The sequence below is a fragment of the Romboutsia sp. Marseille-P6047 genome (assembly GCF_900604535.1).
In the GTDB taxonomy this organism is placed as follows: Bacteria; Bacillota; Clostridia; order Peptostreptococcales; family Peptostreptococcaceae; genus Romboutsia_E.
The window spans coordinates 325,942-338,379 of the sequence record NZ_UWOT01000002.1; the positions used below are offsets into that span (position 1 = coordinate 325,942).

Consider the following 12,438-nt stretch of genomic DNA (forward strand, 5'->3'; position numbering starts at 1 on the left):
TTAAATATATAATGAGTAATAAAACACAAAATAGGGATTCACAAAGAAAGCTAAAAGGATGGGTTAAATTAACTTTAGGGGTTATTGGAATAGTATTAATTATTATTTTGTTTAATAAAATAGACTATCTTATAAAAAGTGGAATTAGTTTATTTAATGATGATAGAACGGTTGTTGTAATAGATATTGGTCATGGTGGTAAAGACCAAGGAACTCAAAGTTCAAATGGAAAAATATTAGAAAAAGATATAGTTCTAAGTATTGGAAATAAAGTACTTAAGAAATTAGAAAAAGATAAAGATATAAAGATTTTAGCTACAAGAACAACTGATGAATTTATATCTTTAAAAGATAGAAATAAATTTGAAGTAGATAATAACGCACAGTTATTCATATCAATACATGCAAATGCAGCTCCAAAGTCATCAAATGTAGATGGTATAGAGACTTTTTATTGGGATAAGGAAAATGAAGACTCATATAATTTAGCAAAAGTAGTACATGATAAATTGATTCAATATACTAATGCAAATGATAGAAGCATAAAGCCTGGTAATTACCAAGTCATAAGAGATGCTAGCTGTCCATCTATACTTATAGAAACAGGATTTTTAACTAACTACTTAGAATCAATTAACTTATCTAATGATAAGTATCAAGATAAAATAGCTAATGCAATAGTTGAGGGGATAAAGGAATATTTACAACTTAATAGCTCTGAAGATAAACAAGGTTAAGATTATATTTTCTTAACCTTATTACAATTTTTAGGATTTTTATTTAGAAATAATGAATATAGATATAAGTGTAAAGATAATCTAAATAAAAGTAGGGGGCGAGTATATGTGTAAATTAAAAAATAAATTACAATCAAGCAAGTCAATGCTATTAAATGCTCAAAAAGAAGGATATGCGGTACCAGCATTTAATATACATAACCTGGAAACTATTGAAACTGTATTAGATGCAGCGAGAGATTTAAAATCGCCAGTTATATTAGCTGCTACACCTTCAACAGTAAAATATGCTGGAGAAGAGTACCTATTAGCTATCATAGAAAAAGCAAAAGAAATAAATGACATACCACTTACATTTCATTTAGATCACCATGAAAATGTAGAAGATATAAAAAGAATAATTTCACTTGGGTGTAAATCAGTTATGATAGATGCATCGAAGTATCCATTTGAAGAAAATGTATCTATAGTAAAAGATGTTGTTGATTTTGCACATGAATATGGTGCAACTGTTGAAGCTGAACTTGGTAAATTAGGAGGGAAAGAAGATGATTTAGTTGTTGATGAGAGAGATTCCTTTTTTACAGACCCTAATGAAGCAGTAGAATTTGTAAAATTAACTAACGTAGATTCATTAGCAGTTGCTATAGGAACAGCCCATGGCCTATATAAGAGAGAGCCTAAACTAGATTTTGAAAGGTTGGATAAAATAAGAAATTTAGTTCATATTCCTCTAGTACTTCATGGAGCATCAGGCGTTCCAACTCAAGCCGTAAAAATGGCTACTAGTCTTGGAATATGTAAAGTTAATATAGCTACAGAGCTTAAAATTCCTTTTTCTAATGCTATAAAAGAGTATTTTAAAGAGCATCCAGATGCAACAGATCCAAGACAATATCTAGTACCAGCTAAAAAAGCAATGTATGATGTAGTTGTAAATAAAATAAAAATGTGCAATAGCCAAAGTAAAGCATTAAGTTATAATGATAGTATATATTAAAATTTATAAATTTATGAATTAAGTAAGTGTTTATTGGCAAAATAAATAAAGGTAAAGATATAGTAACTGTGTATAAATAAAAATCCTCTATATGATTATCAATATAATATTGATAATTTATATAGAGGATTTTTGGTTACAAATTTGTAACTAAAATATTTAAAAATACCGTTATTGACAAATAGAGGAATTTAAAATATGCTATTTAATATTAAATTTTAATCAATAATAATAACATTTTTAACTAATAATATATCTAAAAATAAAAATATCTATTAAAAAGTAAAAAACTAATTATAAAATTAAAATTGACAAAATAAAAAGATAAAGGGGACTGAGTATGAATAAAAAACTAATTATATCAAAAAGTTTAGTATTTATATTTGTAGTAGCCTTTGTAGTTGGATTTAAAAGTATATTTGGAGATGAAAATACACTAATAGGAATAACTACAATAACTGCTACACTAATGTTTTTAAGTAAAGATTTAACCATATCACCTATAAGGAATTCTATTAGATTAATTTTACTTAATTTATTTATAGGTATATGTGCAATGATTGCATTATCAAATATATGGTTAGGTATTGTGATTAATTTTATAGCTTTATTTACAGTGAGTTATACACTTTGCTATAATCTAGAAACACCAATGTATTTTCCATTTACTCTACAATATTTATTTTTATTATCAGCTCCAGTAAACATAGATCAAATACCCAAAAGATTATTAGCTCTTATATTTGGAGCATTATTTATAATGTTAGCTCAAATAATAGCTAATAAAAATAAGATGTCTAAAAGTGGAAATAAAATATTAATAAGTGTTTGTAATGCAATAACATCAAAGATTGAAAGTATGAAAGGCCAATCTAAAGAAAATACAGATATAGATATAGAGTCTAATATAAATGCATTTAGAAAGATGGTTTATGATAAAAGAGAAGTTGAATTTTATCTAACAGAAGAAGGTAGAATAAAACTTAATTTATCTGTGGCGTTAGAAAGTATATATACAATGCTTAAAGTAATTGATAAATCAGATGATGTATTGTATATAATTAATAACTTAGAACAACTAATCTTAGACACAAAAGATGTTTTAGAAGGCAAAGATATTAAAACTGATTTAGAAAAAGATATATATGAATTCTTAAGTGAATGTGAAAAAAGAAATATAAGTGACTTACTTACACTACAACTTTTAGATAGTACTATACTTTTAAAAGATACATTACAAGAATTAAAGAATTTAAAAAAGGAAAACTATAACTTAGTTAAATCAATAGGAGACATTAAAAATAACGGAAAAATTAAATACATGTCTAAAAATCATAAATCTCTTAAATTCTGTTATGCAATGCGTGTAGCAATAACAATTACATTTGGAGCATTTATAACAGATTTATTTAATTTATCAGAAGGTCGATGGATAATGTTTACAATGTTATCTATTATTAATCCAATATATGAGATATCTAAAGGCAAAATAAAAGATAGAATATTATCTACAATAATAGGAAGTATAATTGTATTTATATTATTTAATATATTTAAAGATACTACATCAAGAAGTTTAATATTAATGTTAACTGGCTATATAAGTGGATATTTGAAAGAATATAAGCATAGTACAATATGTGTAACTGTATCTGCAATTGGTTCTGCAGCAATTTTAGGAGATATAGGATCATTAACACTAAATAGATTAATATTTGTTGCATTAGGTGCATTAATTGCGATAATAGCTAATAAAGTGATATTTCCATATAAACTAAAGGATTCAAATGATGAGTTACAAGCAATATATAAAGGTGCGGTATCAGATATGCTTAGAGAAATTAAAAATGTTGCAGGAGGTATTAAGCAACCTCATGGTATAAAGAACTTACTTATAATTACATCTTTAGTAGAAGAAAAGTTAAAAGTTAATAATCAAATACTAGGTATTAATTCTTATGATAAATTAATAAAAGAAGAAAGATTTTTAGTTACAAATATATATGAGCTATATATTTGGATTATAAGAGAAAAAGTTAATCCAAAATATGTAAAGTATATTTTAGATGAAATAAATCAATTAATTGAGTATAAAAATGAACCAATCGAAAATACAATAGAAGAAATAAAAGCAAATATAAGAGAAATAAAAGATTTAAGAACTAAAATAACATTAAGCAGTATAGTTATTATTTTAAAAGAATTAAGAAAAATATCAGATATAAAAATAGCAATTTAAAAATAAAAAGCTTAAGGTATTCATGCCTTAAGCTTTTTATATTAAAAGTGTAAGTGTTCCAAGTGTTATAATTATCAGTCCTATAAAAGATTTTTTTGTCAGCTTTTCTTTTAAGAATATATAAGAAAAAGCTACAGTAATTAAAATACTTAATTTATCTATTGGAACAACTATACTTGCTTCTCCATCTTGTAATGCTTTATAGTAGCACAGCCAAGACATACCAGTTGTTATACCTGATAAGCAAATAAATATCCAACTTTTTTTATCTATATTTTTTATTTCCCCTTGCTTTTTAGTTATAAACACAACAATCCATGCCATTATTAAAACTACAATAGTTCTAATAGCAGTTCCTAGATTAGACTCAATTCCAATAATACCTATTTTACCTAGTATTGATGTTAAACTAGCAAAAACAGCTGAAAGAATAGCATAAAACATCCATTTATTATTAGTTTTAGTATTATCATCAATATCTATTTCCTTTTTAGTAATCATCATATAAGTACCAATAGCAATACATATCATACCAATAATTTTAGTAAAAGAAAGAGATTCACCAAGAATTATAAATGCTAAAATCATAGTTAACACTGTACTTGACTTATCAATAGGTGTAACCTTATTAACATTTCCTAGTTGAAGGGCTTTAAAATAACATAACCAAGAGCCTCCTGTTGCAAGACCAGAGAATATTAAGAATAATAGAGTTTTATAGCTAATATTAGGTATTGTATCAAAAGATCCTACGACAAATACCATTAACCATGAAAAAATTAAAATAATAATAGTTCTAATTGCAGTTGCTAAATTTGAATCAGTATTCTTTATTCCTATCTTTGCAAGAATAGCAGTAACACCAGCAAATAAAGCTGAACCAAATGCGAATATTAACCACATTTATGTATAGTCCTCCCATAAGTATATTAATGAATATTAAAATCAATTGAAATTAATTAGTATATTCAACTTATTTAGTTTAGTATATTTTTAATAATATATCAATCAATTTTATAAAACTTTGTGAATAAGTTATATTAAAAATATATTTATATAAATAAAGAAGATATAGTATTGTCATACTATATATAGTATGTTTTTATTTAAAAAATATATTAATACACAAGATAAAGTATACAAGTTAATATAAAAATAGCTAAAATATATTAAGAATGGGAGTTACAAAGTTATGAAGAAAATCATAAAAAGAGATGGTACAACTGAACCATTCAATAAAGTAAAAGTAATGAATGCTATTTATAAGTCAACTATAAATAGCAAAGAAGGAGAAGATAAAGAATTACCCAAAATGGTTGCTGATAAAATAGAAGAAATAGTAAATTCAAGGGAAGAAGAAATAAGCGTAGAAGATATACAAGATAATGTAGAGCTTTTATTAATGGAATCTAATAGAAAAGATGTTGCAAAAAAGTATATATTATATAGAGATAAAAGAGCTGATATAAGAAAATCAAAATGGCATATGGATGAATTACAAAAATCAATTTGGACTAACAAATATCAATATAATAATGAATCTTTTGATGAGTGGATAGATAGAGTTTCAGGAAATAACAGAAAGATAGCTAAGTTAATAAGAGAAAGAAAATTTCTATTTGCAGGAAGAATTCTAGCAAATAGAGGTTTACCTAAGGATGGAATTAAAGTAACTTACTCAAATTGTTATGTTTTAAGTCCACCAGAGGATAACTTAGAATCAATATTTGATACAGCTAAAAAGCTAGCAAGAACATTTAGTTATGGTGGTGGAGTTGGATTTGATATATCTAAATTAAGACCAAGTGGAGCATTAGTTCACAATTCTGCAAAAACAACTACAGGAGCAGTTAGCTTTATGGATTTATACTCAATGACAACTGGATTAATTGGTCAAAGAGGAAGAAGAGGAGCTTTAATGATATCTATGGATATAAATCATCCAGATATAGAATCTTTTATAGATGTAAAAACAGATTTAGAAAAAGTAACTAAAGCTAATATATCTGTTAGAATAAATGATAAGTTTATGGAAGCTGTAGAGAAGAAGGAAAAATATAAATGTAAGTTTGTAGTAGAAGAAACTAAAGAAGTAATAGAAAAAGAAGTGGATGCTTATAAGTTATTTATGAAGCTTATAACTAATAATTGGGACTTTGCAGAACCTGGAATACTTTTTTGGGACAACATTGAAAGATATCATTTATTAAGTGAAGATGAAAAGTTTAAATATGCTGGAGTTAATCCTTGTGCAGAAGAGCCACTACCACCTGGAGGAAGTTGCTTATTAGGTTCTATAAATTTATCTGAATTTGTAGTAGAACCATTCACAGAAAATGCAATTTTTGATAAAGAAAAATTTAAAGATACTGTATCTGATTGTATAATTGGACTTAATGAAGTATTGGATGAAGGACTAAACTTACATCCATTAGATGAACAAAAAGAAAGTGTTAGAGAATATAGACAAATTGGTTTAGGCGTTATGGGTATAGCTGATATGCTTATAAAACTAAATATAAGATATGGATCAGAAGAATCTATTAAATTATGTGAAGAATTAGCTAAAATAATGTTAAATAGTGCTATTAAGCAATCTGCATTATTAGCAAAAGAATTAGGAAGCTATGAAAAATATAATAAAGAAGCTATATTTAAATCTGATTTCTTTATTAATAATATAGATGATGATGTTAAAGAGTTAATAAAAAAATATGGATTAAGAAATTCACAAATATTGACAATACCACCAACGGGTTCTATATCTACAATGTTAGGAATAAGTGGAGGAATAGAGCCGATGTTTAATACTTCATATATAAGAAAAACTGAAAGCTTACATGATGAAGATGTATTTTATAAGGTATATACACCTATTGTTAAAGAATATATGGATATAAACGATATTTTAGACGATAATGATTTACCTAATATTTTTGAAACTGCTATGACATTAAAACCTGATGAAAGAATAAAGATGCAGGCAGCATGGCAAAAGTATATTGATGCATCAATATCATCTACAATTAACCTGCCTTATGAAGCTACTGTTGAAGATGTGTATAATATATATATGTTAGCATGGAAAAATAAACTTAAAGGTATTACTATTTATAGAGATGGTTGCAAAAGAAGTGGAATTTTATTAAATGATAAGGCTGATAAAAAGGCAAAAAAAGAAGATAAGCATGATGAAGGAATAGTTACATTAGAAGATGGTGTTGAAGAATTTATTTGTCCGGAATGTGGAAATAAAACAGTTATTCCTACAGGAGGATGTGCGATTTGTTTACAGTGTGGGTATAGTAAGTGTAATTAAGTAGTATAAATAAAAGATAGTTAGGATATATATATATATTATATATATCCTAACTATCTTAATTATTAAATACTATCTTTTATTGATGGTAAAAAATATATTTTTATAATGTATTCAGAATAGTTCCACTTCTTTCCTGGGAAATATTATCTCCTCTACTATCATCTAATATAAATCCTGCATTGTTGATTTTTTCTTCTATTAGTCTTTTAGATTCTGCTGCCTCATCTCCTGTACCAACCTTATTATTATAAAGAGAGTATTTTTTACGAAGTTTTTTGGGAGACAAATTAGGCATTATAACGTTTGCACCAGCTTTTAAACCCAACTCTCTACCTATATTGCTTATTGTACCAAGTGCTGTTGTAGCTGGTAATAAAACTTTTGGTAATAATAGCCTTGTTATTGCGAGCATTAATAGCGTCTTATCTAAACTACCAGCTTTTTCATTTTTAAATGGAGTGTCATGATGAGGGATAAATGGACCTATACCAACCATATGAGGATCTAATTCTTTTAGATATCTTAAATCTTTTGCTAAATTTTCAGTTGTTTGGAATGGAGATTCTACCATGAATCCTGCCCCAACTTGAAATCCAATTTCTTTTAAATTTAAAAGGCATTTTTTTCTATCATATAAGTTTAAATTTTCTGGATGTAATTTAGAATAGTGTTTTTCACAGGCTGTCTCATGTCTAAGTAAATATCTATCAGCTCCTGCATCAAATAATTTTTTGTAAGAATCATAACTTCTTTCTCCCAAAGATAAAGTTATGGCACAATCATTATAATTTTCCTTTATCAGTTTTATAATATTAATCAACTTATCATCTGTAAAAAAAGGATCTTCTCCACCTTGAAGTACGAAGGTTTTGAATCCAAGTTTATATCCAATTTTACAGCATTCTAGTATATCATCTAAAGAAAGTCTATATCTATCTATATTCTTATTAGAACAACGTATACCGCAGTAATAACAGTCATTTTTACAGTAATTAGTAAATTCTATAAGTCCTCTTAAAAAAATTTTGTTTCCATAATAGTGATCTCTTACTTGACTTGCTTTTTTAAATAAATATTCTTTATCTTCTGAGCTAATACTATCAATTAAATAAATTAATTCATCTTCTGATAAGTTATGAGTCTCACATAATTTATGTATTAATGCCATAATGTACAATTTACTTTACTCCTTTCAGACTTAGGATTTGTTTTCTTTAAAATAAATTGTAGTACTTAATTTCTTAAATTGCTATATAATTATATTAGTATAAATAAAAGTTTATAGTTTAAATTTATTATTTTGTAAAATATAGTAATTTCTTATAAAATTAAGTAGAAACCGTTATACTACATAAATAAATGAATGTAAATCTTATACTGTGTTAAAAAAGTTTTAATATATAGAATTTTAATAATAAAAAATAAAAAAACTATTTATTGACATAAAGTGAAGTATGAATTACTATTAGTAATAAGAAAATACAGAAAATTCAAAAACGCATTGAAGGGAAGAGTAATTATAAAATTAAGTCAAAGCGAGCTGGTTATGGTGAGAGTCCAGTACAAGATTTATAACGAAGAACATCCCAGAGCTACTAACCGAAATCTTTAATTAAGAGAGTAGACTTAGTCGGAGCCAAACCGTTATCATATTGGTAGTGTATGAATTGTACGCTAATAGAGTTGAACTTTTATTAAAGTTAAATTGGGTGGTACCGCGGAAGACAGCCTTTCGTCCCTTTTATATAGGGATGAAGGGCTTTTTTAATATCAAGAATTAATAACAAAAAGGAGTGTTGTAGTATGTGTTTAATAGTACCCCAAAAATATGAAACTAGCTTAGGAGTAATAGAAACTCAGCAAGCAATAAAAGATTTAAAGGACTTTTTTGAAAACAGATTAGGGGAAATGTTAAAATTAACAAGGGTTTCATCACCGTTATTTGTTTTACCAGAAACAGGAGTAAATGATAACCTAAACGGAATAGAAAAACCAGTAAGCTTTACAGTGCCTCATTTAAATAAAAATGCGGAAATAGTACATTCACTAGCTAAGTGGAAAAGAATGGCTCTTAAAAAGTATGGTTTTTCAGTAGGAAAAGGTCTATATACTGATATGAATGCTATAAGAAAAGATGAAGAATTAGATAATCTACACTCTTTATATGTAGATCAATGGGATTGGGAACTTATAATAAATAAGGAAGATAGAAGTATAGAAACACTAAAGAAGGTTGTAAAAGATATATATCAAGTATTTAAAGAAACTGAAGAGCATGTACATGCTATATATCCAGAAGTAAGATGTGATTTACCAGAGGAGATAACTTTTATAACATCACAAGAATTATTGGATATGTATCCAAATTTAACACCTAAAGAAAGAGAAGATGCAATAGTTAGAGAAAAGAAAGCAGTATTTTTAATGCAAATAGGCAAAGTTTTAAGTAACGGTCAAAAACATGATGGAAGAAGTCCAGACTATGATGACTGGGAATTAAACGGAGATATATTATTCTATAACCCAGTATTAGATAATGCTATAGAACTTTCTTCTATGGGGATAAGAGTAGATGAAGAAAGCTTAGAAAGACAATTAGAAGTATCTGGATGTGAGGATAGAAAAGAATTAGAATTCCATAAAGCCTTATTAAACGGAGAGTTACCTTATACTATAGGTGGAGGAATTGGTCAGTCTAGAATATGTATGTATTTTTTAAACAAGGCACACATAGGTGAGGTTCAAGTTGGAATTTGGCCAGAGAAAATGATTAAAGAGTGCAAAGAAGCAGGAGTATATTTATTATAAATTTATATAATAGGTAGTTTTTAAAACTAGTGTAGTTAATAAAATAAATTCCAAGTCATATAGATTAAAATAATCTTAAAATGGCTTGGAATTTATTTTGTTTAACTAAAATAAATTTCTTATAATAAAAAGTAATTTTATATACTAATTAACAAGATAGGACTTAAATTCATAAAATATCTATATAACTACTAATGCAGGGAGGGATATAGATGAAGCCAGAATATGGAGATGTAATATGTGTAAATCATGGTATTTATAATCATTTTGGTATATATGTAGATGAAAATCATGTCATCCATTATGCTGGTAAAGATGAAGATTTTTTTTTGAGAAAAATGCACATAGATGAAACTTCTATGGATAAATTTTTGGGAAATTCAAATAGATATTATGTATACAAATTTTCAGAAGATAGTTCTAAATCAGTGAAAAGAATAAGAGCTAATGGTTTAAATAGAGGTTATAAAGAAAGTGCATATGCAATGTATATGTTATTAAAATTAAAAAATAAGATAAAATATAAAATTTATTCTCCTGATGAAACAGTAAAAAGAGCTAGAAGTAGAATTGGAGAGCGTAGGTTTAATTTAGGATTTAATAATTGTGAATATTTTGCAGTTTGGTGTAAAACTGGAGTTAGTCAATCATATCAAGTTAATTTAGTGTTAGATGCAATATTTATTAAGAGTAAAATAGATATATATTAATAGAATATATTTAAAATATCTAGTTTATAATGAGTACTTTATAAAAGTTAAAGCAAAATAATGGTATAATGTAAAGTAGAGCATATAAGAAGTATTATTAATATAAGGGGGAGTATATTTGAATGCACAGGAATTACAGAAAATAAAATATAAAAAAATGGTAGAAGAACCCGTTGAAAAATTAGTTATAAAAATGGCAATTCCTACGATAATAACTATGTTAATTACATCATTTTATAATATTGCAGATACTTTTTTTGTAAGCCTTATAAATAGTAGTGCAACAGCAGCTGTAGGAGTTATATTTTCATTAATGTCAATGTTTCAAGCAATAGGATTTTGTTTTGGTCATGGTTCGGGAAATTATATTTCAAGAAAATTAGGTGCTAAGGAAAATGAAGCTGCGATAAAAATGGCATCGACAGGATTTTTCTCAGCATTTTTTATTGGCGTTATAATAACTATAATAGGCATAATGTTTTTAGACCCTCTTGCTAAAGTATTAGGAGCAACAGACTCTATATTACCTTATGCAAAAAATTATATGGGCATAATTTTAATTGGTGCTCCATTTATGATTTCTTCATTTGTATTAAATAATCAGCTTAGATTACAAGGAAATGCATCTTATGCTATGATTGGTATAGCAACAGGTGCAGTTTTGAATGTTATATTAGACCCTATTCTTATATTTAAGCTTAATATGGGAATTAAAGGTGCGGCTTTAGCTACTGTAATCAGTCAAATTATTAGCTTTAGTTTACTAATTAAGCTTTGTGATTATGGAGGAACTATACCAATAAGATTTAAAAATTTTGAGCCAAACTTAAATAAATATAAAGAAATATTACATGGAGGAGTACCATCATTATGTAGACAAGGAATAACAAGTTTTGCTACTATATTTCTTAATATTAGAGCAGGATTATATGGTGATGGAGCAGTAGCTGCAATGTCTGTAGTTATGCGTATTACAACATTTGCAAGCTCTGCTTTAATTGGATTTGGTCAAGGGTTTCAGCCTGTTTGTGGATTTAACTATGGAGCTAAAAATTATAAACGTGTAGAAAATGCTTTTTGGTTTTGTGTAAAAGTATCTACAATAGTTTTAAGCATATTAGGTGTACTTGGTATTATATTTGCACCAAGTATAGTATCATTATTTACTAAAGATGATTCTAGTTTAATCGAAATAGGTGTTACAGCACTTCGTATGCATTGTATTGCATTTCCATTCTTAGGATGGATAATACTATGTAATATGTTACTTCAAAATATAGGAAAGTATGTAAAGGCAAGTATATTAGCTATGGCAAGACAAGGATTATGCTTTATACCTATGATAATAATACTACCTAGGATATTTGGAGTTACAGGTATTCAGATTAGCCAGTTAATAGCTGACTTATTAACATTTATAATAGCTCTACCTATGGGTATGAGTACATTAAAAGAATTTAAATTAATGAGCAAAAAAGATGATAAAAATTTGATATAATATAAATAGACTACTTATAGAAAATATAAGTTAATTTATAAAACTATAAACTAACTTATAATAAAAAAATTAGAGCGGGTTAAAATTATATAACACAGGTGCTTATATAATAAATATAAATTAT

9 protein-coding genes and 1 other annotated feature are annotated in these 12,438 nt (G+C 26.6%); of the genes, 7 read left to right on the forward strand and 2 right to left on the reverse strand.

From position 1 onward, the window contains the following. The first annotated feature begins 11 nt into the window (after nucleotides 1-11). From EIH23_RS03490 to EIH23_RS03500, 3 genes are all read left to right on the forward strand, one after another. A complete protein-coding gene (locus tag EIH23_RS03490) occupies nucleotides 12-737 on the forward strand; it encodes an N-acetylmuramoyl-L-alanine amidase family protein (protein ID WP_122638829.1) in 726 nt (241 codons plus the stop codon). A gap of 106 nt (nucleotides 738-843) precedes the next feature. After that, complete coding sequence (locus tag EIH23_RS03495; protein WP_122638830.1) at nucleotides 844-1,737, forward strand: tagatose-bisphosphate aldolase subunit GatY; 894 nt, start codon at nucleotides 844-846, stop codon at nucleotides 1,735-1,737. 340 nt (nucleotides 1,738-2,077) lie between these two features. After that, nucleotides 2,078-3,976 (forward strand): FUSC family protein, encoded by a 1,899-nt coding sequence (locus EIH23_RS03500; protein WP_122638831.1) that lies wholly within the window; start codon nucleotides 2,078-2,080, stop codon nucleotides 3,974-3,976. A gap of 36 nt (nucleotides 3,977-4,012) precedes the next feature. Here the strand turns inward: EIH23_RS03500 and EIH23_RS03505 are convergent, their stop codons facing one another. After that, a complete protein-coding gene (locus EIH23_RS03505) occupies nucleotides 4,013-4,879 on the reverse strand; it encodes an EamA family transporter (protein ID WP_122638832.1) in 867 nt (288 codons plus the stop codon). 289 nt (nucleotides 4,880-5,168) lie between these two features. Between EIH23_RS03505 and EIH23_RS03510 the strand changes: the two genes are divergently transcribed. Continuing rightward, nucleotides 5,169-7,295, forward strand: a complete 2,127-nt coding sequence (locus EIH23_RS03510; RefSeq protein WP_122638833.1) for an adenosylcobalamin-dependent ribonucleoside-diphosphate reductase — start codon at nucleotides 5,169-5,171, stop codon at nucleotides 7,293-7,295. 103 nt (nucleotides 7,296-7,398) lie between these two features. On the opposite strand, the gene hydE is transcribed toward EIH23_RS03510, so the two are convergent. Then, nucleotides 7,399-8,466: a [FeFe] hydrogenase H-cluster radical SAM maturase HydE gene (gene hydE, locus EIH23_RS03515; RefSeq protein WP_122638882.1), complete on the reverse strand. Its 1,068-nt coding sequence runs from the start codon at nucleotides 8,464-8,466 to the stop codon at nucleotides 7,399-7,401. Between the two features lie 324 nt (nucleotides 8,467-8,790). Further along, nucleotides 8,791-9,041, forward strand: a binding site (T-box leader). 60 nt (nucleotides 9,042-9,101) lie between these two features. On the opposite strand from hydE, the gene asnA reads away from it, so the two are divergent. From asnA to EIH23_RS03530, 3 genes are all read left to right on the forward strand, one after another. Then, complete coding sequence (asnA, locus tag EIH23_RS03520) at nucleotides 9,102-10,106, forward strand: aspartate--ammonia ligase (RefSeq protein WP_122638834.1); 1,005 nt, start codon at nucleotides 9,102-9,104, stop codon at nucleotides 10,104-10,106. A 212-nt stretch (nucleotides 10,107-10,318) separates the two neighbouring features. Further along, on the forward strand, nucleotides 10,319-10,816 hold the full coding sequence (locus EIH23_RS03525; RefSeq protein ID WP_122638835.1) for a lecithin retinol acyltransferase family protein: 498 nt from the start codon (nucleotides 10,319-10,321) through the stop codon (nucleotides 10,814-10,816). Between the two features lie 118 nt (nucleotides 10,817-10,934). Further along, the gene (locus tag EIH23_RS03530; RefSeq protein ID WP_330566167.1) at nucleotides 10,935-12,314 is read left to right on the forward strand and encodes an MATE family efflux transporter; all 1,380 of its coding nucleotides are present in this window, start codon (nucleotides 10,935-10,937) and stop codon (nucleotides 12,312-12,314) included. Nucleotides 12,315-12,438: the final 124 nt, after the last annotated feature.

Excerpts from the sequence above, each read along its gene's own strand:
- EIH23_RS03495 (WP_122638830.1), top strand. The coding sequence starts at position 844 with ATGTGTAAATTAAAAAATAAATTACAATCAAGCAAGTCAATGCTATTA.
- EIH23_RS03510 (WP_122638833.1), top strand. The coding sequence starts at position 5,169 with ATGAAGAAAATCATAAAAAGAGATGGTACAACTGAACCATTCAATAAA.
- EIH23_RS03525 (WP_122638835.1), top strand. The coding sequence starts at position 10,319 with ATGAAGCCAGAATATGGAGATGTAATATGTGTAAATCATGGTATTTAT.
- EIH23_RS03490 (WP_122638829.1), top strand. The coding sequence starts at position 12 with ATGAGTAATAAAACACAAAATAGGGATTCACAAAGAAAGCTAAAAGGA.
- asnA (WP_122638834.1), top strand. The coding sequence starts at position 9,102 with ATGTGTTTAATAGTACCCCAAAAATATGAAACTAGCTTAGGAGTAATA.
- EIH23_RS03505 (WP_122638832.1), bottom strand. The coding sequence starts at position 4,879 with ATGTGGTTAATATTCGCATTTGGTTCAGCTTTATTTGCTGGTGTTACT.
- hydE (WP_122638882.1), bottom strand. The coding sequence starts at position 8,466 with ATGGCATTAATACATAAATTATGTGAGACTCATAACTTATCAGAAGAT.
- EIH23_RS03500 (WP_122638831.1), top strand. The coding sequence starts at position 2,078 with ATGAATAAAAAACTAATTATATCAAAAAGTTTAGTATTTATATTTGTA.